Annotated in this window: 19 protein-coding genes; 5 read left to right on the forward strand and 14 right to left on the reverse strand. The window is 34.5% G+C overall.

Annotated features, from left to right (window positions below; translation table 11 throughout):
* Nucleotides 1-18: 18 nt before the first annotated feature.
* Nucleotides 19-228: a hypothetical protein gene (locus tag LEP1GSC049_RS207955; protein ID WP_004763586.1), complete on the reverse strand. Its 210-nt coding sequence runs from the start codon at nucleotides 226-228 to the stop codon at nucleotides 19-21.
* Between LEP1GSC049_RS207955 and holA the strand changes: the two genes are divergently transcribed.
* Nucleotides 194-1,282, forward strand: coding sequence for a DNA polymerase III subunit delta (holA, locus tag LEP1GSC049_RS207950; protein WP_004756831.1), 1,089 nt, complete (start codon nucleotides 194-196; stop codon nucleotides 1,280-1,282). The two genes, LEP1GSC049_RS207955 and holA, sit on opposite strands and share 35 nt — an antisense overlap.
* Here holA and LEP1GSC049_RS0207575 read toward each other — a convergent pair.
* Both LEP1GSC049_RS0207575 and LEP1GSC049_RS207945 read right to left on the reverse strand, forming a co-directional pair.
* Nucleotides 1,224-2,117, reverse strand: coding sequence for an AAA-type ATPase lid domain-containing protein (locus LEP1GSC049_RS0207575; RefSeq protein WP_016748282.1), 894 nt, complete (start codon nucleotides 2,115-2,117; stop codon nucleotides 1,224-1,226). The two genes, holA and LEP1GSC049_RS0207575, sit on opposite strands and share 59 nt — an antisense overlap.
* Nucleotides 2,118-2,138: 21 nt before the next feature.
* Nucleotides 2,139-3,686: an LIC10012 family protein gene (locus LEP1GSC049_RS207945; protein WP_004756724.1), complete on the reverse strand. Its 1,548-nt coding sequence runs from the start codon at nucleotides 3,684-3,686 to the stop codon at nucleotides 2,139-2,141.
* A gap of 138 nt (nucleotides 3,687-3,824) precedes the next feature.
* Here LEP1GSC049_RS207945 and LEP1GSC049_RS0207580 point away from each other — a divergent pair, with 138 nt between their 5' ends.
* Nucleotides 3,825-4,385 (forward strand): lipoprotein LipL21, encoded by a 561-nt coding sequence (locus LEP1GSC049_RS0207580; RefSeq protein WP_016748283.1) that lies wholly within the window; start codon nucleotides 3,825-3,827, stop codon nucleotides 4,383-4,385.
* Between the two features lie 402 nt (nucleotides 4,386-4,787).
* Nucleotides 4,788-5,762, forward strand: coding sequence for a hypothetical protein (locus LEP1GSC049_RS207940; RefSeq protein ID WP_004756604.1), 975 nt, complete (start codon nucleotides 4,788-4,790; stop codon nucleotides 5,760-5,762).
* Between the two features lie 427 nt (nucleotides 5,763-6,189).
* Here LEP1GSC049_RS207940 and lenA read toward each other — a convergent pair whose 3' ends face one another.
* From lenA to LEP1GSC049_RS207885, 11 genes are all read right to left on the reverse strand, one after another.
* Nucleotides 6,190-6,924, reverse strand: coding sequence for a lipoprotein LenA (lenA, locus tag LEP1GSC049_RS207935; protein WP_016561220.1), 735 nt, complete (start codon nucleotides 6,922-6,924; stop codon nucleotides 6,190-6,192).
* 276 nt (nucleotides 6,925-7,200) lie between these two features.
* Nucleotides 7,201-7,401, reverse strand: a complete 201-nt coding sequence (locus tag LEP1GSC049_RS2000000228600; RefSeq protein WP_025175914.1) for a hypothetical protein — start codon at nucleotides 7,399-7,401, stop codon at nucleotides 7,201-7,203.
* Nucleotides 7,402-7,536: 135 nt separating this feature from the next.
* Complete coding sequence (gene dusB, locus LEP1GSC049_RS207925) at nucleotides 7,537-8,523, reverse strand: tRNA dihydrouridine synthase DusB (RefSeq protein WP_004756747.1); 987 nt, start codon at nucleotides 8,521-8,523, stop codon at nucleotides 7,537-7,539.
* A 4-nt stretch (nucleotides 8,524-8,527) separates the two neighbouring features.
* Nucleotides 8,528-11,032 (reverse strand): DNA gyrase subunit A, encoded by a 2,505-nt coding sequence (gene gyrA / locus LEP1GSC049_RS207920; protein ID WP_016561221.1) that lies wholly within the window; start codon nucleotides 11,030-11,032, stop codon nucleotides 8,528-8,530.
* 18 nt (nucleotides 11,033-11,050) lie between these two features.
* Nucleotides 11,051-12,970, reverse strand: coding sequence for a DNA topoisomerase (ATP-hydrolyzing) subunit B (gene gyrB / locus LEP1GSC049_RS207915; protein WP_004755220.1), 1,920 nt, complete (start codon nucleotides 12,968-12,970; stop codon nucleotides 11,051-11,053).
* Between the two features lie 65 nt (nucleotides 12,971-13,035).
* On the reverse strand, nucleotides 13,036-13,500 hold the full coding sequence (locus LEP1GSC049_RS207910) for a DciA family protein (RefSeq protein ID WP_004754115.1): 465 nt from the start codon (nucleotides 13,498-13,500) through the stop codon (nucleotides 13,036-13,038).
* On the reverse strand, nucleotides 13,497-14,594 hold the full coding sequence (recF, locus tag LEP1GSC049_RS207905) for a DNA replication/repair protein RecF (protein ID WP_004763671.1): 1,098 nt from the start codon (nucleotides 14,592-14,594) through the stop codon (nucleotides 13,497-13,499). The genes LEP1GSC049_RS207910 and recF overlap by 4 nt, the downstream gene beginning before the upstream one ends.
* A 654-nt stretch (nucleotides 14,595-15,248) precedes the next feature.
* Nucleotides 15,249-16,370 carry a DNA polymerase III subunit beta gene (dnaN, locus tag LEP1GSC049_RS207900; protein ID WP_004753693.1) on the reverse strand — a complete coding sequence of 374 codons (1,122 nt, stop codon included), beginning with the start codon at nucleotides 16,368-16,370 and terminating at the stop codon, nucleotides 15,249-15,251.
* Between the two features lie 675 nt (nucleotides 16,371-17,045).
* Complete coding sequence (dnaA, locus tag LEP1GSC049_RS207895) at nucleotides 17,046-18,377, reverse strand: chromosomal replication initiator protein DnaA (protein ID WP_004754399.1); 1,332 nt, start codon at nucleotides 18,375-18,377, stop codon at nucleotides 17,046-17,048.
* Nucleotides 18,378-18,841: 464 nt separating this feature from the next.
* A complete protein-coding gene (locus tag LEP1GSC049_RS207890; protein WP_004756784.1) occupies nucleotides 18,842-19,774 on the reverse strand; it encodes a hypothetical protein in 933 nt (310 codons plus the stop codon).
* A gap of 6 nt (nucleotides 19,775-19,780) precedes the next feature.
* Entirely contained in the window at nucleotides 19,781-20,704 is a 924-nt protein-coding gene (locus LEP1GSC049_RS207885; RefSeq protein WP_016561233.1) for a branched-chain amino acid transaminase, read from the reverse strand.
* Nucleotides 20,705-20,847: 143 nt separating this feature from the next.
* Between LEP1GSC049_RS207885 and mnmG the strand changes: the two genes are divergently transcribed.
* A complete protein-coding gene (gene mnmG / locus LEP1GSC049_RS207880) occupies nucleotides 20,848-22,755 on the forward strand; it encodes a tRNA uridine-5-carboxymethylaminomethyl(34) synthesis enzyme MnmG (protein ID WP_004763566.1) in 1,908 nt (635 codons plus the stop codon).
* 1,006 nt (nucleotides 22,756-23,761) lie between these two features.
* Nucleotides 23,762-24,028 (forward strand): ankyrin repeat domain-containing protein, encoded by a 267-nt coding sequence (locus tag LEP1GSC049_RS2000000228120; protein ID WP_016561202.1) that lies wholly within the window; start codon nucleotides 23,762-23,764, stop codon nucleotides 24,026-24,028.
* Nucleotides 24,029-24,461 lie beyond the last annotated feature (433 nt).

Here is a 24,461-nt window from a genome sequence, read left to right on the forward strand (position 1 = left end):
TTAGACTCAACGGAGAAATTAACAAAATTCTAAAAGAAACTTATAAATTGAATTTTTAATTAGATGAAGATCGCAAAACGCCGATTTCATGCAGAAATTTAAAATCATTCTTTTTGAATTTAATAGAGATTTTTTAAAAACGATTCTTATGTTTTTTAAGAAAGAAACAAAATGATTACCCAATAAAAATAGAATGGCAACTAAAACCAAAGAATATAAAAATTCCATAGAATTCTTAAACGATTGGAATCAAAAATTACCTCAAATCGTTTTCGTAGCGGCTAAAGAATCTTATGAATTCGAAATTCTTGCAGAGAGATATAAGGACTCGATTCGAAAAACGGGAGAACCTTACGAAATTGTAATCTTTGTATCAGAGCCAGGGGACTTTGAAAGATTTCAATCCGAAGCGTTTAACTTGGATATGTTCTCCAATAGAAAATTATTTATCATTAAATCGGGGCTCGAATTTTTTAAACCTATATCCAGCGGAAAAGGAAAGAACAACGAATCCTTACAAAAACAATTTTCAAACTTTCCAGATTCAATCCAACTTTTGATCCATTACAATCACTGGGAAGTTCCGAATAAAGTACTTCAAATTTTCGGCGGAAAAGCGAACCTCATCAAAACTAAAAATTTTTATCCGAACGAAATCCGTGGCGGACTTTTACAAGCTTGTAAAGAAATCGGAGTTCAACTCGACGAAGATGCAATAGACGAATTTCTACATAAAATTCCTCCATCTATGGGAGCATATCTTCAATCCCTTTCCAAACTCAAACTTTATCTTTCGAAAAAAACTTTCAACAAACAAGATATAGAAGACGTTTTATTGTTCAGTGGAGAATTCAATTCTTCCGGTTTAGTGGATTTTTTTATGGAATCAGATCGGATTCGTTTTTTTAAGGAACTAAAAAAATTTCAAAGCGGAAAAGATTCTCTACTTTTATTTTTTTCAATTTTAAAAGAAAAAATCGACCAACTTCGAAAATACAAAATCATTTCCAAAAAATACGAAACTTCCCTTTCTGACGAAGAACTCTACGAGTTCCTGGGAATTCAATCTTATAGCCCTGCGAGAAAAAATTTCGTTCGTAACCGCCTTAAAAAAGAAGCGACTTTTTTTTCGGATAAGACAATCGGAGAACTTTATGATTTTATAATAGAGATGAATATTCGAATCAAGACCAACTCAGAAAAAGAAGAATCTCTATTTTATTTTAAACGTCGGATGGAAGATTTTTTCCTTCAACTTCGTCGGAAAGACCGAATTCTATAATCTTTCTGTAAATCGTTCTCTCTGAAATCCCAAGTATTTTAGCGGCCTTTTCCCGATTTCCATTTACAAGAATTAAATTCCTTTTGATAATCTCCCTTTCATAATCTCTTAAAGGAATTCCAGTTTTCACTTCGATAAATTTGGAATATACATACGAAGTTTCGAACATCTGAGGTGGAAGATGTTTTACGTCCAAAATACGCACCGCGAACAAGGAAATCATACTTTCCAGTAAATTTTTCAGTTGTCTGACATTTCCAGGAAAATCATAATTTAGTAAAATATGATATAATTTTTCACTTAACCGAATTTCTTTTCGTTTATATTTTTCGGAAAGAATTTCCAAAAAATGTTTAATCAAAAGAGGAATATCCTCTTTTCTCTCCCTGAGATCCGGAAGGTCCAATCTAAAATTAGAAATTTCGAAATAAAGAGATTCTAATATTTGACCGGCTTCTAATTTTTGTTTCCATTCTTTACCAGAAATAAAAATGAAACGAGAATTGTTTTGGTTTTCACGGATTCTTTTTAATAGATAAGCTTGGTTTTCTTTTGGAAAATTCGAAAAGTCTTTAAAAAGAAAATACGCATCATCTTTGACCGAAAGCTCCGATTCTAAACTTCTTTGATTTTCGTAATGATCAGAATCTATAATAAATACTTGTGGATTTTTACCGGACAAACTTGCAATTAAATTAGAAACAAACGTTTTACCACTACCCGGACCTCCGGTAACAAACAACGGTAGATTACTTTGGGACAAAGATTTTAGTCGATTGAATATCTTAATCGAATTCGAAGCGTTGCCTATAAAAATATGTTCTTCGGAATTCAATTGAAGAGTCCTTTGTAAAGATTATAACCCTTTGACCTGTAGAACTCTACCTCGGATTATACATTCAAAGGAACTTTTATTCGTATTCTGAAAGTAATTTCTTACTTGAATGGGAGTACATTCTAAAATCTGAGATGGAGAAATTTTATAGTTTTCCGTTAGATTGGCAACGTTCGTAACGCCGTCCACTGAATTTGCAGATGGAACATACGTTGTTTGATATTGAACCAGTTCATCCACTTGTGGTATTTTTATTCCCTGCGGAAGAAAAATCCAATAGGCTTTTTCACCCGATTTTACTAAAATTTCCGTTTCACCTCCTTCTCTAAACTCATCTTTTAATAAAACTCCGGAAAGTAAAAAGGTAAGATTTGTTTGTAAAACGTCAGAAGCAATAATTTTATCTGTAGTCAATTCAGAATATATTTCCATAAAATTCAAAGGATTGATTGATTCCGATTCTATATACTTTCCAGAATAAGAAACTTTATTAAGCAAAGATTCCTCTATGACTTGATTAGGAGATATTTCGGAATATGTAAAATAAATTTGTCTTCCCCTAAATATTAAGGTTTTTGAATCTTTAGTTGTACTGATTTTTCTGAAATACGTTATATCAAATAAATTTCCTTTGGGAAAAATTCCTTTATAATATCTTGTTTGAGACGTAGAAAAATACGAGGCCGTGAATAGTAAAACCCGATAACCGGAAGTTTGCAGATTTTGAATCGAAGACACTAAAGTAGGATTGGGGATTTTTCCTTTTGCGTTTGTAAGAATGATCACTTCTTGAGACTTAGAAACCGAACCAACTAACGAGCGCTTTATGTTAAGTAACGCCTCTGATAAATCGTCTAGACTAGATTTACCGAACGATTTTAGACTTCCAACCTGAGTTCTCAATTCCGCTAAAGAACCCGCTTTTGGAAGAATAGAAACCTTTCCTTCAGAAAAAGTTACGATTCTAATCCCCGTTAAAGAATCCCAAGAAGTATTTTTAACGAACCGAACCCATTCTTCTCTTTCTCTTTGAAAAGAAGGAGATAAATCGATTACAAAAATCAATTCTCTGGAACTTCTATTTGATACTGAAGAGGTGGTTTGCCTTTTTTTAAAAGGAATCCAGGGAAAAGAACGTTCCGTCATAGAACGCATTAAAATGAAAAGATCGGATTTTTCCGAAAGGTGAAATTCCTCCAATCGTCTTTGAGAACAATCGTATAAAATTCGATCCAAAGTAATCTTGTTTTGAAAGCCAAGTTCATCCCGAACCAAAAAATCCGTTGATAATTCAGAACAGATTTTGAAAAAATCTTCCTTTGCAAAGTGAGAGTTTTTGAATTTATTAAAAATTTCTTTATCTCTAACTTTTTCAGTGGTATCTACTTTCGCCCTTAGCAACAAGTTTGCATAAAACGCCCCAAATTTAGAAATTTCTTGGGATCTATCGTCAATTCTTTCTAAAGTTACAGGTAACCTTCCATCCATTTTTCCAGGAAGAAAAGTTATACTCGTAGAAAATATCGGGTGAGTCACCAAACAGAAGAAAAAAAATAAATTTCTCAACATGTAGAACTTAGTACGATCCAAATGAATTCTTAGTTTTAATATGGGAAATCTTAGATTCAAAGCAACTCATTAAAAAATGTGTTGCACAAACTCGGTAAAGTATTAGCTTTTTTCATTTAGTAGATCAAGGAGAAAATAATGATCAATAGACTTATAGCTCTATCTTTAGCAACAATGATTTTTGCAGCTTGTTCCAGTACTGACACAGGACAAAAAGATGCAACTACCGTAGGTGACGGTGGATGGACTTTTGAAGGATGGGGTGGACCTCCAGAGCAAAGAAACGACGGAAAAACACCAAGAGATACAAGCCCAAAAGACTGGTACTATATTAAATTTTCTTCCAGAGCATCCGCAAAAGCAGTTGCTAAGAAAAGTCAAGCGATGATGCAATCCACATGCCGCGAAGCTTCTAGACTTCAAGGCGCGTCTGATGTAGTAAAAAAGATGGTTGGAGAAACCGTAGAATCCGCATCTGGCGTTTCTGATGGTGAAGCTACTGCATCTGTAATCGTTTCTCAATCTCAAGGTGTTGTAAAAGGAGTTGGTGTTTACGAATGTAAAGCAACTGGTTCCGGATCCGATCCAAAAGACGTTTCTAAAGACAACTGGGAAGAATGTCAGTGTGTAATTTACGCAAAATTTCCAGGTGGTAAGGACGCTCTCGTAGCAAAAGCTCAAGAGGTTTCCAAACAATAATCCGCTTTATTGAAGAGCTACGATATGTTTATAAACCCCGCGTTTTCATGCGGGGTTTTTTATTTTGAAGTCTGTAACTTTTAAACCTATTCTTATATTCAAAAATTTTCATTTTGTTATCGTCTTTAATTTTTTGAGAGGCAGATTTCCATTTTTTAAATCAAAGTAAGTTCAGTGAAAATGATTCTATATTGCGTCTTGCACGATCATAGAGACGTTTTGTTGAGTTCAAAGAGTTGTTGTATTGAGTTTTTTTATTCGCCAAAATTATCTCCAAGTTAATAACAAATCCGGTAAAAATTGAATATTGAATGAATTCTAAAACAAAAACCCGTTTACCTACAAAATTGATTAGAATCATTTCCTAAATTAAAGTTATGAAGTAAAAATTTTGATAAAAATATGACTGTGCGTAAATTAGTTTTATTTGTTTCTTCATTTTTTTTACTGAGCTTTTTATCTCAGTGTACAACGTTATTACTTAGGGATTATCAAGAAAGTAGCAATATATATGGTTTTTATTATTATTTTTACGAAGAATTTAAAGATACCTCAGACAAACCTGGCACAACAATAGTAGAAAGTCCTAATGATTGGTTTGATTCAAATAAAATCTTTCACTACTGTGCAAATAATTCACTATCGTCTTTAGAGACGAATCTTGATGAAAACTATTCGTATGAAATACAACGTCGTAAAAAAGACGAAACTTGTAAAAAACTTTACAACTCTACAAAAAGTAATGTAGTAATTGAAGCAAATGGAAGTTTGTTACTCTTTGATTTAGGAACGAAAGTACACGTCACCTCCGGACATCATCAACATTCTCCTATATCTCAACTTGACCTTGTTATCTATAGAGGTCCTCTACTTCAAAAATCGATCCAAAACATAAAAGCTGCATGGATTTCTAAAGGTTCGATTTGTCTTGAAGATTCATCGAAAAAAATTGTATCATTAGATTGTTCTCATACGGAAGGTAATGGAGACTTTGAACGTAGAGTATGTATTCAAACATCTGCGGATTGTTCCCCAAAAAAAACACCGCTCTATCTATCTTCAATTCCTCGTTCTGCTCCTACTTACTTTCTAAAAGAAAGATGTTACGAAAAAGGAGATGGATGTAATAGTGTCTCGATTGCAGTATGGTTTCCAGAACAACACGTTTCTAATCAATCACAAATTGTAGAAATCGAAATAGGTAAATTTTCGGAACGAATGATTATCTCCAAAACGATCCCATACGTTATGAGTTATAGTTTATACCCGGTTACGATCGTCTGGGATGTAGTTACATTTCCTTTTCAAGTTGTATTGTATCTTCTTTTTTATAATGATTTCAACCCAACAGGTTACGTTCCTCCAGGAAGGAAATAATATGAACTTGAATTCGTTATAACACAAAAGGATCGATGTGAGGAACTTCAACAGAAAGTTCTTTCAAACTCAGAGTCTCGCTTCTATTAAAACTAAAGAAGATTATTGTATAACGTTTACTGCATACACTTTATTGACAGAGTTGAGAAACCCAGCTATCTGAGGCAAGTCTGGATTCTCTCTGACCTTTTTACAGAGGATTTGAAACTCAGCAAAACGCTTTTTACGAAAGCGTTTTAGGTCGTATTTGGTAATTTGCGAACTTTCAGCAGTTCTAATATCGTTAAATTTTTGTAGTAGTTCCCACATTGGAGGTTTTGGGATAAACTCTTAACAGAAAAAAGTGAAATTGCTGATAAAAAAGAGGATTTTCAAAAAACGCTCCGAAAAAAGAAATTAAGTTCTCGAAACGTTCTTTAGAATTTTATTAAAGAATTATTCCGAATTTTCCAGCAAGTGTGTTTATATCTGTATTAAACTCGTCCTGTTTGGCCGCCGCCTTTTTCAAAGATTCTGTTGCAACTTGAAGGATCTTATTCTTTTCCTCGTCGGAAACGGAGTTATACTTTGCAAGTTCTTGACTGGATTTTTTCAATAGTTTTACAGTTTCTCCAAGAAGAGGATCCTTGCTTAAAGAAGTCGATACTGTTTTGATCCAAACGTCATAATAATTATTCAACTTGTCTTCCGTCAAAATCGAATCATAACAACTGACTTTAGAGAATTCTTGGATCACTTCCTGTTCTAAACAATACATTCCTCTTTTCAACTTACCTTTCGTGTTAGCGGTAATCGTCGGTTTTATAAATGCATCATCCGCGTCGTTTAACACGAAGTATACGTTTTCAGAGAAATTTTTTGCAGGCGCAAAACCTTCTTTGTTTTCCACAGTTTTTACTTTGATATACGTTACAATAGAAGTTCCTTTTTTTGTGGTTACTTCCGCTTCAACGTTTTCTAAACCTGTTACTTCTTCCATTCCATAAACAAGACTGACTTGATCTTCCTTTTTATCAGAACCCGGAACTTTGTAAATCCATTGGTCAAAATTAGCATATCTGTTTCCTAAGATTTGCGCTTCTTGTTTTTTTTCTTCCTTTTTACATCCGATCATAATCAACAAAAGAAAAGAAAGAATTAAGAATAACTTAATTTGTTTCATACAGTGACTTCTCCGTTTCTCAAAGTTTTTAAGCCCGTGGAAAATTTAGTCAAGGATTAATGAAGGCAGTTACGAAAGTACTAACCCGATTCGACCGAGACTTCGCGATTCTAAAGCACGCAAAACACACGGAAAAATTGACACTATGCTTTGCTTGAAGTATCGCCTTTTGAAAAATGATGTTTAGAAAATTTCGTATAACGTTTTAAGATAACAAACATTCCAGGAGAACTGTTTTGGTACCTGTCTCTGTTAGGTGCATCCGCATTACAGTCATTAACGGCCGAATTTGGAGCGGAGAGCTTCAGCCGCAATTCTTGCTTCCGATTCAAAATTAATTTCCATTTCATGAATCTCCTTATCCTTTTCGATCAGTGCTTGGGGATTCCAAAGATTACGTTCATTCCCTACCGGAAGACGGTCGGTTTCGGAATCGATGCCTAAGAAAATTCGGAATAAGGGATCTTTGTCGCTCAACTCATTACCAAGCGCCATATGCGGCGTGAAGCTTCAATGACCGATAACCTTCTTTCGAGAAAATCATCCAAGCAAACGAGTTCTCACGCGTTGCAAGTAATCCTCATGCGATAGGTCGTGATGGTCGTCTCTCATTCAAAAAGCAAAACGTTTGGTGGTTTCAAAAGTAGGTACAGTGAATACGTTTCGTCTTTTATTCGAAAGCAAAAGATCTTCGAATCGATTCCATTCTCGAATTTCCAGCAAGTTCGATTTCCACTCGGAATCAAATTCCAAACCGTTTAAATATTTCACGAGATGCTTTCTAAATAAGATCAGTCCGAATTCTTCTCCATAATCCTCAATCATCCAACGTGCGTGTTGTAAAATTACATCTAAAATTTCAGACCAAGACAATTCTTCTTTTTTAACTCCGGAAAAAATCCAAGGATTTCCGATCGCGTTTCTACCGATCAAAACTCCGTCTAACAAGTATTTATCGATCTTAGAATTTGCCTCTTGAAAACTTTTAATATCTCCATTTCCAAAAATTGGAATTTTCCGATTTACCTTTACTTCTCCGATTGCATCCCAATCCGCAAATCCTGTATAAGCCATTTCTTTTGTACGACCGTGAACTGTAAGAGCGTCTACACCGGATTCCTCTAAAATTTTAGAAACCTCAAGATAGTTGCGAGAAGTTGCATCCCATCCGATCCGTATCTTTGCAGTGACGGGAACGTTTACTCGTTTTTTAATAGCCTCTATAATTTTTCCGGCTAACAGAGGTCTACGCAAAAGTCCTGCACCTGCACCTCTTAAAGAAACTTTACGAGTAGAACAACCCATATTTAAATCGATGATGTCCGGTTTTAATTCTTGAATGATCTCCGCTGCTTCTGCAATGATTTCCAACCGATTCCCGAAGATCTGAAAAGTAATCGGTCTTTCGTCAGGATCGAATCGAAACATCTTCAGAGCCTTAGGCGCTCGATGAACGAGTTCGTCTGTATTTACAAACTCTGTATAAGAAAAAGCAGCTCCAAATTTTCTACAAATTCTACGAGTAGGTGAATCTGAAATTCCAGCCATCGGAGAAAGAGAAATTTTCCCCGGAATCGTTACGTTTCCGACCCGGATCATAAAATCAATTTTCCCCTAGAACCGTAAAGTCTTGAACCTTATCGTTGTCTTTTAAATCTACAATACGAACACCCACAGCAGTTCTACCTAATTTAGAAATATCGAATGCGTTAATTCGGATCGTCATTCCCTGTCGAGTGATTAAAATGATTTCGTCTTCGTTTCCAACGGAACCGGTTCCAACGGAAAATCCGTTCTTTTCGGTTATCTTTAGATAGGCCATTCCTTTACCGCCCCTACCTTTTGCAGCAAACTCTTCAAAGCCAAGACGTTTTCCGTAACCTTCTTCCGAAACTACGAATATGTCTTCCCCTTCTTTATATTTACTAAGTCCTACAATCGAGTCGTCTTCCGCAAGTCTCATTCCGGTAACACCACTAGCGGTTCTTCCTTGGGCTCTAACGATATTACCTTCAATTCGAAGAGCTAATCCTTTTTTAGAAAAGATCATAACCTCGTCTTTATCTGTCATCGATTCTACTTTGATCAGCTCGTCTCCTTCTCTAAGTCCGATTGCGATGATTCCAGACTTTTTAACGTTTCCGAACTCTTTTAATTGAATTCGTTTAATAAATCCTTTCCTTGTTACCAAAAGAAGATCTTTATCCATATCTTCTTCTCTAAACGTAAAAACGGAAGAGATGTATTCGTCTTCCCTCAAATTGATGATTGCCTTGAGAGACTTTCCTCTGGCTTCTTTAGAAGCGATCGGTAATTCGTAGGCTTTCATCACATAAACTTTCCCTATATTAGAGAAAAACATAATATTATCATGAGTCATCGCGGCTTTCATGATTTTAATTACGTCGTCCCGTTTTTGAGAAAGGCCTTGAATTCCCTTACCGCCCCGTTTTTGTCTTTTAAAAGTATCTATCGGAAGACGTTTGATAAATTGATCATAAGTGATTTGAATTACAATTTCTTCATCCGCGATCAAATCCTCTGCGTTAAAAGAAGAACTTTCTATAGTTTCAATAGATATTTCTGTTTTTCTTTTATTCCCGTACTTATCTCCTACTTCTTGAAGTTCTGTACAAACAATTTCATTTACACGAGAAGGTTTTGCGAGAATGTCTTTCAGATCGATGATAAGTTTCCTCACCTCTTCCAATTCATCTATGATTTTCTGAACCTCAAGAGAAGTAAGTCTTTGTAATCTCATTTCTAAGATAGCATCCGATTGAACCTCGGATAAACTAAAACGAACCATTAATTGTTGTTTTGCTTCCGGAGGATTTTTAGAAGCACGAATTACTTTGATCACATCCTCTATATTTTCTAAAGCAATCTTCAGTCCTTCTAAAATATGAGCTCTTTTTTCCGCCTTATCTAAATCGAACTGAGTTCTTCTAACGATAACTTCTCTTCTATGAGCCGAGTAAGCAGTTAATATTTCCTTAATATTAAAAATTTTAGGTTTGTTATCTAAAATCGCTAGCATAGTGATTCCGTAACTTACCTGAAGCTGAGTCATTTTGTAGAGTTGATTTAGAATGACTTGAGCATTTGCATCTTTTTTAATATGAATTTCTACACGAATTCCTTTTCGATCCGAAAGATCTAGAATTTCCGAAATTCCTTCGATTTGTTTTTCGTTGACTAGATCTCCAATTTTTTCTAGAAGTACTTTTTTGTTTACCTGGTAAGGAATTTCTGTGACTACGATCACTTCTCTTCCGTTTTTCTTTTCTTCTATTTCCACTTTGGAACGAATTCGAATTGAACCTTTTCCGGTAGAATAGGCGGAGATCAGACCTTCTCCGCCGATGATAATTCCGGAAGTAGGAAAGTCCGGACCAGGTATAATTTTTAGAATTTCGGGAATTGTAATTTCTGGATTCCGAATGACCGCAATCACTGCATCAATCGTTTCTTTAAGATTGTGTGGAGGAATATTCGTCGCCATTCCCACTGCAATCCCGGAAGAACCATTTACAAGTAGGTTCGGAAAATTTGCAGGTAAAACGTCTGGTTGTTCTTTCGTATCATCATAGTTAGGCGAAAAGCTGACCGTTTCTTTTTCGATGTCGCGTAACAATTCTTCGGCAACTTTTTCTAGTCTTGCTTCCGTATATCGATAAGCCGCCGGATTATCACCGTCGATAGAACCGAAATTTCCTTGTCCGTCAATCAAAGGAACTCTTAAGGAAAACTCCTGAACCATTCTCACAAGCGCTTCGTAAACGGATGCGTCTCCGTGAGGATGGTAATTACCGATTACTTCCCCGACGATCTTAGCGCACTTAACATAAGGGCGATCGCTTCTCCATGCACGTTCGTTCATAGCATGAAGAATTCTTCTATGAACCGGTTTTAATCCGTCTCTTACATCCGGAAGGGCACGCCCGACAATCACAGACATAGCGTATCCTAAATACGCTTCTTTCATCTGGTCTTCGATTTCTACAGGAATGACTCTAACACCGTTTTTAAGAGCATCCGCGATATCTGGTTTTCCAGCAATATTATAGCTTAGGACTTTGGTTTCGTTTTCCATTTCTTGACTCATTTCAAAATCCCCTTTCGATCAAAGATCTAAGTTTGCTACCTTAGCCGCGTTTACTTCTATGAATTGTTTTCTAGGTTGAACTTCGTCACCCATAAGGACGTTAAACGTCTCTTCCGCTTCCACAAAATCATCCAATTTAACTTTTAATACAACTCTATTGGAAGGATCCATCGTAGTTTCCCAAAGTTGTTCCGGATTCATTTCTCCTAAACCTTTATATCTTTGAATTACCACTTTTTCCGCACCTACGTTCTTTAGTAATTCTTCCTTTTCTTTATCCGAATAAACGTAAGTAGAATTTTTACCGTGTTTAATCAGATATAAAGGAGGTTGCGCGACGTAAAGATAACCCCTTTCAATTACAGGACGCATATAACGAAAAAAGAATGTAAGAAGTAAAGTACGAATATGCGAACCGTCTATATCCGCATCGGTCATGATCATAATTTTATGATAACGGATTTTATCTACATTGAATTCATCTTCTCCGATTCCGGTCCCAAGAGCCGAAACCAAAACTCGGATCTCTTCACTAGAAAGAATTTTATCTAGTCTCGCTTTTTCAACGTTTAGAATTTTACCTTTCAAAGGAAGAATCGCCTGAGTATTTCTGTCCCTTCCTTGTTTTGCAGAACCGCCCGCAGAATCCCCCTCGACAAGATAAAGTTCGGAATGTGCCGGATCTTTTTCGGAACAATCTGCAAGTTTACCCGGAAGACCACCACCTTCTAAAACCGTTTTTCTTCGAGTAAGATCTCTAGCCTTACGGGCAGCTTCTCTTGCTTTAGCGGAAAGAATACATTTTTCTAATATCTTTTTTGTAATATTCGGATTCTCTTCAAAAAATAAAGTCAAACCTTCCGAACTTAAGGTCTGCATGATCCCTTTGATTTCCGCGTTCACTAATTTTTCTTTTGTCTGAGAATTAAACTGAGGTTGAGGAATTTTGATCGATATAACGGCCGTTAGTCCTTCTTTAACATCTTCTCCGGAAAGACCGGTCGGATGTTTTTTAGAAAGTGCAGAATCCTTTTTTAAAAAGTCGTTTAACGTTCTTGTAAGGGCAGCTCGAAAACCTTCTAGGTGTGTTCCGCCTAAGTTATTATTAATGTTGTTTGTAAAACAGAATATGTTTTCCGTATATGTTTCCGAATATTGGATCGAAATTTCAGCCAAAACGTCGTCTTTATTTCGCTCAAAGTGAATTACTTTGTGCATAGGATGTTTGTTCTCGTTGATATGTTCTACAAAAGAAACAATTCCACCGGAAAATTGAAATTCGTTTCGTAAAATATTCTCCTTTCCGCGTCGATGGTCTTCGACAACTAAAACCAAACCTTTATTCAAAAAAGCTAATTCTCTAAAACGTGCAGAAAGAACGTCAAATTGAAAGTCCACCGTGGTAAAAATGGTAGCGTCCGGTTTAAAACGAACAATAGTTCCTCTTTCTGAAGAATCTCCTTGAATTTGAACCGAAGAAACAGGAACGCCTTTTTCGTATTTTTGAGTGTAGATTTTTCCTTTTTGATGAACTTCAACTTCTAGATATTCGGAAAGGGCATTCACTACCGAAACCCCTACCCCGTGGAGACCACCAGAAACCTTGTAAGCATCATTTTCAAATTTACCACCCGCATGAAGAATGGTCATAACAACTTCGATTGTGGAAATTTTTTTGTCGGGATGAATATCAACTGGAATTCCTCTACCATTGTCTTTCACCTCAACGATGTTATCTGGTAAAATACTGATTTTAATTTCTGTACAATGACCAGCCATGGCCTCGTCAACCGAGTTATCCACGACCTCATAAACCATTTTATGAAGTCCGGTTTCGTCCTGAGTTCCGATATACATTCCCGGACGTTTTCTAACAGCTTCTAGACCTTCTAAAATTTTGATCTGACCGGCACTGTAGCTTGTTTCTTCTTGGCTCATATTTTTCGGACCTCAGGAATAGTTTTCCTGAAAACCATAGGGAGGCAAGGAAATTCATTGAATCTTTAAAGATATTGAAGAATCTCTAGGTAACGTTTTTTAATTTCGGGATCAGTTTCTTTTTCGAGAATTGCGATTAAATCTTCCTTGCCTTCTAAACCTTTTTTTTCTTTGGTCTCGTTGATTGCAGTAGAATAAGGAACGGTTAGTTTACCAATAGAAATCTCAATAGAACGAACGATTCCTTTTCCTAAAAATCGAGCGGACTCTCTAATAATACGATTTTGTAAAAAAAGTAATTCTTGTTTATAAGCGTTATGAGATACAATAATTCTAAGTTTACCAAATTGAATCGAATTGACTTCAGAATTAGAAGCGAATACAGGACCAACAATCTCTTTCCAACGGTTTTTAAGAGTATGAACGGAAATTTTCTCTTGTAGATTTTCTTCTGTAATTCCCATCTGATTTAGAATGGAACGGAATTCGGAAGTTTCGATCTTCTTAGATGAAATCAAATCGTCTTTCATTTTATAGATTCGACTATCCCTTGACGAATTAGGAAAATTTGTTTTTGGTCCTCAAGTTTACCGACATAATCTTGAATTCCTTCTAAATCTGTGGTGGTAAAAAAGGCCTGTCCCGCAGTTACTACAAGGTCTACAAAATATTCCCTTCTTTTTACGTCCAGCTCTCGAATGACATCATCAATCAGTAAAACGGGAATCGTGTTCAAAATATTTTTATAGTAGTTAAAAGTTGCTGCTTTTAAAGCAATTACAGTGCTTCTTTTTTGACCTTGAGAACCAAATTCTGTAATATCTCTCTGATCAATTCCAATAAAAAGATCGTCTCTATGAATTCCTACTGAAGTATAACCTAGTCTTAAATCCCTACTTAAGTTACGGTTGAGTTTTTCTAGAAATTCATCTTGGTCATTTACGTTGGGTTTATAAACTAATTCAAGTCCGTCCTTTCCTCCGCTTAGTTTATCCAAATTAATTTTATAAAAAGAGTTTAATTCCAGAATAATTTCTTTTCTTTTGTTGAGTATAAAGATCCCTTTTTCTATGATTTTTTTGTCCCAAATAGAAAGGTGAGAAACGTCCGGATTTCCGCTTTTTAAAAGTGCATTTCTATGTTTTAGAATTTTATTATATTCCAATAAATATTCGAGGTAAGAAGGATCAAAGGAAGAAATAAAAGCGTCTATAAACTTTCTTCTTTCTGCAGGACCACCTTCTATAATTTTTAAATCCATCGGAGTTAATAAAACGGTGATAAACTTGCCGATTAGATCTGTTCTTCTTTTGACTTCTTCTTGATTGAATTTTAATTTTCTTTTAACGGTCGGTTTAGAGGTAAATCCGATTTCTAAAACAGATTCTTTTAGATTTTCTTTAATTCTTCCTCTGAGAAAATAATTTTCAGAACCCCATCGAACAAGGTTTGAATCTTCGGATTCGCGGAAACTTTTTAACCAAGACAATATACAAATCGCTTCTAAAAGATTGGTTTTGCCTTCTCCATTATCTCCGACAAAAAAAATAAGCCTGGAATCAAAGTCTAGGCTTAGTTCTTGGTGGTTTCTAAAATTTTGAATGGTAAGATGTTTCAAAAACATTATAATATATAACCAAAAGACTATTTGACACTTTAAAAGAAATATTTAAAAATCTTAATATATCGTAAATTCGGTGTAAGAAAATCGGACAAATCCAGCTTACCAAAGGCAAGCCCGGACCGGACTTTCAGCTCTGGTTAATAAATTATATGCAGAAAACAGGATACAACAATATACTTTAATTTCAATATAAAACGCGACGCTGAATTTGAGAGAGCGTTTTGCTAAGTTCCCTTGCATCAATCCCTTTCGCGCTAATATAATAAAGCAGCTTTTGCAAAGCATGTCTTTTTTAAATTTATAGACTCTTTAACAAACTTTATTATTAAAACGATGCGAATTTCTATTTTTTTTGATTTCATTCTTTAAAACGATATATCATCAGTCTTTTTTATTCAGAATCATATAACAGAGTATTTTGTATTTAAACAATGTTTTACAAAAAAAATCATGATACTTAATTTTATAGAACTCAGTAAAACGAAACTTTATAAAAAACTACACTAAAACAGAAACAAATTCTTGCAGTTTAATTTTTTTGATAAAATACAATTAGATTTTTTGAACGTATTCTAAATTTAAAAATGAAAATCCTAAAATCAAACTTAATTATAAAAACTTTATTTTTATAATCAACGCTATATCAGAAAATTCTTATAATTTCATAGGCATAATCACAGAAATAAATTCAGGATCAGAAGGATCTTTAAAAATAACGGGAGAATTTGCATCTGAAAATTCTATTTTAACTTCGTTATCATCGATCGATCTAAAAATATCCATAAGATATTCACCTTTGAATGCAATTGTAACTTCATCTCCGGAATATTCAATTGGTTTGTTGATACTTGCTTCCGAAGCGCCGAGAGTTTGGGCGAATAAGTTTAAATTATTTTTACTGAATGTAAGTCTTACTTGTCTGGAAGGTTCTTCTGCAGCGGTTAAGACTTGTCGTAGAGAAACTTGAAATTCTTCTTTAGAAATGTTCGTAGAAAATTTAGTATTATTAGGAATGACTTGTTCGTAGTTCGGAAAATTACCTTCGATCAATTTACATAAAAGTTCAATGTTGTTTGCAGACGCATAAATTTGGCCGTCTATTAAACCTATATTTCCAATTTCAGAAGTTGCAATCATTTTAGAAATTTCCCGAATTGCTTTTGCAGGAACGATAATAGAATCTTTAAATTGCAATGGAGAAGGAAGAGTTCTTTCAATTTTGCAAAGTCTTCTTCCATCCGTTCCGACAAAAATTAGTTTATTTCCGTTAGGAATCATATAAAGACCATTGAATATAAACCTCTGATCCTCATGTGCAATTGCATAAGAAGTTTTACGAATCATGTCGTTTATCAAAGTGCTGGGGAAAGAAGATACTTGTGAAGAATCGATTTTTGAAATCGTCTTAATTTCATCTGCATCCATTCCGCTAATCTTGGATTTATAATCGTTTTTACCAGAAGCATCTGTAATGTAAACGATCGAAGAATTACTATCCGATTCTTCTAAAGACAAATTTGTATCTTCAAAATGAATTGTTTTGAAAAAACTAGAAAGCTGTTTTGCAGGTAACGAAACATTTCCTTCTTGAGTTACGTCGGCAGGTACAGAAGTTTTGATTGAAATTTCAAGGTCGGTGGCAGAGAGAAAGGTTTCCTTTCCTTCGGCTTCTATTTTAAGATTTGATAATATAGATTTAATCTCTCTTGTAGTAATTACACCTTCTACGGCGTGAATCGCTTTTAAAAATTCAGACGTATTAACTTTAATTTTCAATTTTTTTCTCCTAGTTTCTTTTTAATTGAATAAGTTCTTATTATTGTACAGTTGTAAGAGTAGTACCTGTAAATATGTACATAAAATTGTATTCTTTAAGAATACTGAAATATGTCTCATTTTTTTTGAAAAGAGAATTTTCTTTTCCGACATAATTCTAAGTCGATTTTTCATTTATAAGTGACAATAATCTTACATTATGTCTTGTTTACAGATTTATTTTATTTTTTAAACACTAAATATATATTTTATTAACAAGTTATATACATTGTTTTTGGATTCTAAAAAATTTATATGAATTTCAAATTCTTAGATTTTGTATGAGTTCCCACATTTTTAAATTTTAAAAATAGATTTATTGAAAAATTCCGTAGTTCAAATCAATAAAACTGTTTTAATCTACCATATCCATAAAATAGAAACTGATGGAGGGTTAATTTTTCAACAATTCTAATTTATACAGTTCAATTTTATAAGAATCGATAACAATCGCAGTAAATATTTCGTAAGTCCTACGATTAGGTTGGTAGATTATGATGATTGATGAAAGAACTTAGAAGTTGATAAAATCAAACAATAAATTTTTGAAAAATTAATTCTTTATCTGTTTCCGTTGTATTGAAATGGACAATTGAAAAGTTTCGTTAATTTTCAATATGGATTTTTTCAACAACTCTATTGTAGTTTATATTTAGAACTGATTCGCTCTATTAAAAAACGCATTTCTTTATTACTGGAAAGAAGTTCCTCGGTTTTTCTAACTCCGTGAATTACTGTAGTGTGTTGAGTTTGAAAAAGTCTTCCGACTTGGGACTTATTCACGTTAAACACATTGTGGAGTAAATAAAAACAAATATGACGTGGAATAATTAGTTCTTTCTTTCTACTCTTTCCCATAATTTCTGCGGCATTTAAATTGAATTCTTTTGCAACGGCTTCTATAATCCGATCATGAGAAAATTCTACATTCTTTTTACGATAAAGTCTGTTTTTTACGATTTCTTTTACTTTATCTAAATTTAAAAAAAGAAGAGAATATGATTTTTTATACAAATAAATGTCGTTAAGCGCACCTAAAAGAAGTCTTGTATCTTCTTCGATTTGATCTGCTAAAAAATCCAATATGTCTTCGCTTAAACCCAAATCCATAATCTTAGAATGATGAGTTACAATTCCTTTTCTAATTTCCCTATCTGGATATTGAATATCCGCTTGAACACCCGTAACAAATCTAGACTTTAATCTTTCATGAATCGTAAGTTCCGAACTAGGACGATCCGAAGCGATTACGATTTGTCTTTTTCTTTCGAATAAAAAGTTAAATAGTGCAAAAAACTCGTCTTGAGTTTTTTCAGCATTTGTAGAAAGAAGTTGAATATCATCTACGATAAGACAATTATAAGATTGATATTTAATCTTAAAACTTTCGATAAGTTCTCTGGATTGAAGTGCAAAACGAAACTCGTTCATAAAAGAAGAAATGTCTACATAACATACCGTTTTCCATGGATCTTTTTTGGTGAGCTCCGATCCAATTGCATGAAGTAAATGAGTTTTCCCTACTCCTACACTTCCAAATATATACAAAGGATTGATTTCTGCGGGCTTTCGAACACATTCTTTTGCGGCTGTATATGCCAAACGATTACAATCGCCTACGATAAAAGTTTCAAACGTATAATCCGGGTTAAACTGAAAATCTTTTTGATCAAAGGATTTTTCAAGAATCGATTGAAGAGGAGAAGTTGCTTTTGTTTCGATTAAGATTTCCACTGGAATCTTATCACCACAAGTTTCTAAAATTGCGTTTTCAATAATACTTTGGTATTTTCTTTCTACGTGCGTTTTGATTGTAGCGGATGGAGCTATGATTGTACATTTTTCAGAGTTAATGGTTTCTAACTTTAGAGTATCAATGAACCTTTCATAATATTGCGGAGATATTTTTTTGGACACTTCCTCCAAAATTTTATTCCAAACTAGGTTCAATTTTTCCTCCAAAAACAATGAACTCTCTTAAAGAAGAGATTTTATACAGGTTCGAATTGAAAAAATTTTTTCAATTCGATTGAATTAATGATCTTTCATTTATAGTATTCCAAAATTTTGAAAGAAGTCGGTTAAAACAACTGTCGGTGGATTTTTATCAAAACGTAGTAGCTCCGAAAAACTAAGTTTTTTATGTGGTTATACTTTTTCGGATAACTTTTGACTCTTAAATTTCTGTGTAAATTCCTACATTTGACAGACTTTTCAATTCTAGAATTCAATGAATGAGAATACAGTATTTTTAAAAGAAGTCTTGTACTCAAATGAAAATTCCGGAATCAGAACCTTTCACTGAAAAAAGAATCTGTTTATGTTTTGAATAATTAATTATGTCGCAATTATTCAATAGATCGCTTTTTTATTTTGGTTAACGTAGATGAGATAATCGTAGAGTAATATATATTCGAAATTTTGAATATATTCTAAATAGAAAGTTTAAAAAATAATCTTGAGAGAGCAATTGAATCGATTCCGATTATTTTTTTATGAAGTTCCGCTTTAAATTGAAAGATGGCTTCTAACTTTGAGAGATTACTTTCGTAATTGGTTCTTGTGTATTCGTACATTAATATGAGACTTACAAGTTCTAAAAATTCTTTATAAGAAAAATTTTCCTTCCATTCGGGATGTTCATCCTTGTAGGAAAGAATCCACGATTCCAATTTTAAAAGATCTAACCCGGTTTCTAATCGATCTTTTATTTTTTCTTGAACCAAATCTAACACTTCTTTGGGACATTCGGACGATATAAGACTTCCGCCCTGGAATGGAAGTGTAGAAAAACCTAAACTTGTATTTATTTTTCTAAGGTCTTTTTGATTGAGATATTGAAAAGGAACACAAATGGCTCTACTTACGATCGTTTCTTTGAGTTTATCTAAATTGTTTACGATAAAAATAAATCTAGAAAAAGGGGGTGCTTCTTCTAACGATTTTAAAAGTGCTGTTTCTGCTTCATTCCCGATAAGAGAAGCGTCTGGAAAAACAATAAAACGAAAACGAGATAGATGAGGACGATAATTTAATCGAGAACGGATCAACCATCGGATTGAAAATTCTTCTGGGTTATCTTCACTTCCGATAGGAATAATCTTACCGCTTTCTTCTGGAAAACGAATATAATCCGGATGTGAATTGTTTATAAAAGATTTACAAGAAGCGCAAATTCCGCAGGAAGTTCCTTCAAAGCACAATACGTTTTTGATAAATCGTTCAGAGGCGGATTCTTTTCCTGTTCCGTCCGGCCCGTGGAAAATTAAAAGCGGCGGAATTGTTTCCGGTTTGGAAATATATCTTTTTAAAAAGGTAAGAGCAATTTCTTGTCCTAAGATTTCATCTAACTGAAACGATTTCATTCTTTTCTAATATACTGGAGTCAACCAATGTCTGTATTTTTCTTCTTTGTTGATCACTAGATTGAAGAATAAATTTTGAATCTTTTGAGTGATAGGACCAATGACCGAATTTCCGATTTTTCTATGATCGATTTCTGAAACCCAAGCAATTTGAACCCCGGTTCCGGAAAAGAAAACTTCGTCTGCAATATAAAGTTCACTTCTGGATATATCTCTTTCAATTACTTCGATTCCATTGTCTTTTGCTATTTGAAGTACACTTCTTCGAGTAATTCCTTCTAATAAAGAGGAGTTGATTCCAGGCGTGATAATTTTTCCATCTCGAACTAAAAAGATATTTTCAGCAGAACCTTCGCTTACAAATCCTCTCGAATCTAAAAAAATTGCTTCATCAAATCCATTTTGAACCGCTTCTGATTTTGCAAGAGCAGAGTTTACATATCCCCCGGATACTTTGGAAAGAGTTGGAATTACTGCATCGTCAAATCTTCTCCAACTAGACACCATCGTTTTTAATCCTCGTTTTGTATCCATATAATCGTTTAATTGTAGAATATAAATTGCAAGTTGAGTTGAAACGTCATGAAAATGAGGTGAAAGTTGTAACGCCGATGTATAAACAAAAGGACGGAGATAAATATTTTCTTTATAACCACACTGACGTATCAAGTCGATTGTTATGTCTCTCAATTCTTCTTTTGTCTTATCTAACTTCAACTGCATAATTCGAGTTGAGTTGATTAATCTTTGATAGTGGTCTAAGATACGAAATAAATAGACGTTATCCGTGTCTTTATCGTAGTAACCTCTTAGTCCACCAAAAACAGTAGTGCCATATTGAAGAGCATGAGTTTGGATGCTGATCTTTGCTTCGGATTCGGGAACGATTTTTCCTTCGAAATAGGATAGTTTCTTGATGGATTCTGCCATGGAACAGGAACCTGATAAGTGATATAATTCCATGAATCAATATGTCGGGTCTCTTGTCGATTCATCTTGCAATTGTAAGACTTAAACCTTGAGAAACATCTCATTCTAAAATTTATAATTAATTTTCAGGAAGTTGAATTTAAATGATCGAATCTAAGAACCAATCTTTTTTTCCGAATCGTTTTGACTGTATTGTAGTTGGAGCGGGGCACGCAGGTTCGGAGGCGGCTTATATCTCTTCTAAAGGTGGTGCGAAAACTCTTTTGATCACTATGAACTTAGATACGATCGGTCAGATGTCTTGTAATCCTGCGATTGGTGGAATTGCTAAAGGACATATGGTAAGAGAAGTAGATGCACTTGGCGGCATTATGGGTAAGGTGATTGATAACACTGGGATTCAATTTAAAATGCTTAACACTTCCAAAGGTCCAAGTGTTTGGGCGCCGCGTGCTCAGGCGGAAAAGAAAGAATATCAGTTGAAAGTAAAACATACTCTTGAAGCAGAAAAAAATCTTTCGATTCGTCAAGACACCGTTGAGGAATTGATCATCGAAAACGATCAAGTAATCGGAGTAAAAACAGGTCGCGGTTTTGAAATTTTTACGAATCACGTGATCTTAACTACGGGAACGTTTTTATCTTCTCTTGTTCACATCGGAACCTATCAAAATGAAAACGGAAGAATGTGTGAACCTACCGTCAAAGGTCTTTCTAAGTCTTTAGCAAAATATAATTTAAAGTTAGGAAGATTAAAGACAGGAACTCCGCCAAGGATTCATAAAAATTCTGTGGACTTGAGTGTGCTTACAATTCAGGAAGGAGATTTAAATCCTTCTCCATTTTCTTTTTCCACGAACAAGATCACTCGAAGACAAATTCCTTGTTACATCACTTATACAAATGAGCGCACTCATAAACTCATTCATGAAAATCTAAATTTATCTCCTATGTATTCTGGACAAATCCAAAGTACAGGTCCTCGTTATTGTCCTTCGATCGAAGATAAGGTGGTTCGATTTGCAGATCGTGAAAGACACCAAGTGTTTCTTGAACCGGAAGGATATGAAACTTCCGAAATTTATCTCAACGGAGTTTCCACAAGTCTTCCTGAAGAAGTTCAGTGGAAATTGGTAAGATCTCTGAAAGGTTTAGAAAATGCGGAGATCGTAAGACCCGGTTACGCGATCGAATATGACTATGTAGATCCGACAGAGTTGAAACCAACACTCGAAACAAAAAAAATCAAAGGTCTTTATCACGCGGGACAAATCAATGGAACCACAGGTTATGAAGAAGCTGCAGCTCAAGGTTTGGTTGCAGCTTATAGTGTTCTTCATTCTTTAAGAAATCTTACTCCACTGTTGTTCAAAAGAAGTGAATCTTATATTGGTGTTTTGGTTGATGACTTAGTTCACAAAGGTGTAGAAGATCCATATAGAATGTTTACTTCTCGTGCAGAACATAGGCTTCTTCTCAGACAAGATAACGCAGATCAAAGATTGATGGAATATGGATATAATCTTGGTCTTGTAGATCAGAATAGTTATGATTGTATGAAAGAGAAATATGAGAGAGTGAATTCGGTTCGAGAAAAAATTTATCAGATTCCGTTAAAACCTTCAGATGAATTTCAAAATCTTTTAGATCAAAAAGGAATCACAAACTATAAGTTTGGTATGAAGTTAGATTCTTTTTTAAAACGTCCAGAAATCAAAATTACAGACATTGAATTTATGATTTCTGAAATAAGTTCTTGGTCCGAAGCGGAGAAAAATATTCTCGAAATGGAAATTAAATATGAAGGTTATATCAAAAGAGAACTCGAAACAATCCAATGGAAAAGTCGATATTTAGATCTTCCAATTCCTGAAAATATAAACTATGAAACGATTACTGGTCTTAAAAAAGAAGCCATTCAAAAATTAAAAAGTCACAGACCGATGACTTTAGAAAAAGCGAGTCAAATTTCTGGTGTAGATCCAAGCGACGTAGATCTAATTCTTTATCATATCAAAGGAAAGAAAAAACAAGAAGCGGAAGCTTCTTAAGCGTTGTCGGTTTTACTATAAATGCTAGGGACTCCTAATTAACCTGAGCAAGAGCGTAAGAAAAAATTTTCTAAAAGTAGTAGTTCCTACAATTTTAGAATTTATTCGTAAAATTAACGTGAGTTCGATATAAGAAAACTAGGGCGAATCCGGCAGCCGACCAGGCTCAGCTCTGGTCAATCAATTGCATACAGGAAACATAATACAACAATCGTCTTTAGATTCAATTTAGAACGCGATCTGTCGAACGACCCATGGGGAGTGGTGAGACGCTGAGTTTCCAGAGCGACCCTTAGGGAGCGATGCATTGAGTTTTTGAGGAAAGCGTTCTGCTTTAGTTTCCCCGCATCGATCCCTTTCGCGTTCGGCCGAACTCACGTTAAAATTATAATTTGTGGTAGTTCCCACATTTAAAGAATAGATCTGTAAAATTCAGATTCCAACTTTTTTCAGAATCGAGAGTTCCTTACGCCGAACTTATATTAATTAAAATTCAAAGTTTTTCCTAAAGCTTGCGTTGGAGTTCCGACAAAGAACTAAATTTTATCCGTGTTTCACATGAAACGTTTTTAATAGCCGGAATTTCACCGAGCTTTTTAAAACTAGGAGTTCCTATAGATATGTAGTACTAGAAGTTCATGGATTTTCATGAAACCATGTTCAGAGTTTAGAAATGGTTGAGTTCCTACATTTTTAAGTTTTGAAACGGATTCATAGTCGTTATCTCTCAATATAATTAAAGTAAGTAATCCTGTTAATATCGGGAACTTTATACATAAAGAATCGTTGCGGATTTGTTTGAATCCGATCAAATAATCAAGGATTGATTTCAAAATAAAAAATAGATTCGAGTCGAAGAAAAAATATGGATCGTTTATTCAAAGAAGCATTAGAAAAAGAAGATCTCGACTAAGTCAAAAGTCTGCTCAAAGAAATAGGCGATAAATCTTAAAGATCGAAATGAAAACACTCCACTGATTTTTGCTGTCAAAACAACAATTTGGAAATGACTTCCCTACTCCTCGGACAAAATGCAAACCCGAATTCTAAAGGACTGGCCAATACATCTCCCTTGATTTACGCGATCAATGGAGACGAACCGAATTTTGAAATCGTAAAATTGCTGATCGATGCCGGAGCGGATGTGATCGCATCGGAGACCTCTAAGTTTTGCGATTCAAAATGGATTGTTCGAGATCGTTCAATTGCTGGTAGAAAGTGGTGCGGTAGTAGAACATCCGAACGCTCGTCCTCATCCTTCGTATCAAAATAGGATATCTTTTCTTAGCTGCGTGCGATGGTAGCGAACATACTGAATTTTTTTCTAAAGAAAGGTTTCGATTCTCACGTAAAAAATGAAAGAGGTGGAACAGGCCGCTGCACAAGGACTTTGGAATGTGTAAAATTATTAATAGAATCGAGAATAATCCGAACGTACAAGATAAGGATGGAGAGTGCAAAGGTGCTTCTCGAGAAACGATTGAAAAAACAAAAAGAAGATCCTAACGAAATCAATCATCAGATATTACAAATCAAGTATGTGTCTTAATCATAGAAAAGTAGAAGATGATTTTCTTGAATCTATGGAATTAAGAAATTACTGATTAGACAAGTCTCTCTTTATGAAAATAAATTTCGACTTGTAGATGAATGAAAACTGATTTTCTGAAAGTAAATGCGGCGATCCTCACGGATCATTCGGCAAC

Source organism: Leptospira kirschneri serovar Cynopteri str. 3522 CT (genome assembly GCF_000243695.2).
GTDB lineage: Bacteria > Spirochaetota > Leptospiria > Leptospirales > Leptospiraceae > Leptospira > Leptospira kirschneri.

Excerpts from the sequence above, each read along its gene's own strand:
- holA (WP_004756831.1), top strand. The coding sequence starts at position 194 with ATGGCAACTAAAACCAAAGAATATAAAAATTCCATAGAATTCTTAAAC.
- LEP1GSC049_RS207955 (WP_004763586.1), bottom strand. The coding sequence starts at position 228 with ATGGAATTTTTATATTCTTTGGTTTTAGTTGCCATTCTATTTTTATTG.
- LEP1GSC049_RS207945 (WP_004756724.1), bottom strand. The coding sequence starts at position 3,686 with ATGTTGAGAAATTTATTTTTTTTCTTCTGTTTGGTGACTCACCCGATA.
- LEP1GSC049_RS0207580 (WP_016748283.1), top strand. The coding sequence starts at position 3,825 with ATGATCAATAGACTTATAGCTCTATCTTTAGCAACAATGATTTTTGCA.
- LEP1GSC049_RS207940 (WP_004756604.1), top strand. The coding sequence starts at position 4,788 with ATGACTGTGCGTAAATTAGTTTTATTTGTTTCTTCATTTTTTTTACTG.
- lenA (WP_016561220.1), bottom strand. The coding sequence starts at position 6,924 with ATGAAACAAATTAAGTTATTCTTAATTCTTTCTTTTCTTTTGTTGATT.
- dusB (WP_004756747.1), bottom strand. The coding sequence starts at position 8,523 with ATGATCCGGGTCGGAAACGTAACGATTCCGGGGAAAATTTCTCTTTCT.
- gyrA (WP_016561221.1), bottom strand. The coding sequence starts at position 11,032 with ATGAGTCAAGAAATGGAAAACGAAACCAAAGTCCTAAGCTATAATATT.
- gyrB (WP_004755220.1), bottom strand. The coding sequence starts at position 12,970 with ATGAGCCAAGAAGAAACAAGCTACAGTGCCGGTCAGATCAAAATTTTA.
- LEP1GSC049_RS207910 (WP_004754115.1), bottom strand. The coding sequence starts at position 13,500 with ATGAAAGACGATTTGATTTCATCTAAGAAGATCGAAACTTCCGAATTC.
- recF (WP_004763671.1), bottom strand. The coding sequence starts at position 14,594 with ATGTTTTTGAAACATCTTACCATTCAAAATTTTAGAAACCACCAAGAA.
- LEP1GSC049_RS207890 (WP_004756784.1), bottom strand. The coding sequence starts at position 19,774 with ATGAAATCGTTTCAGTTAGATGAAATCTTAGGACAAGAAATTGCTCTT.
- LEP1GSC049_RS207885 (WP_016561233.1), bottom strand. The coding sequence starts at position 20,704 with ATGGCAGAATCCATCAAGAAACTATCCTATTTCGAAGGAAAAATCGTT.
- mnmG (WP_004763566.1), top strand. The coding sequence starts at position 20,848 with ATGATCGAATCTAAGAACCAATCTTTTTTTCCGAATCGTTTTGACTGT.
- LEP1GSC049_RS2000000228120 (WP_016561202.1), top strand. The coding sequence starts at position 23,762 with ATGACTTCCCTACTCCTCGGACAAAATGCAAACCCGAATTCTAAAGGA.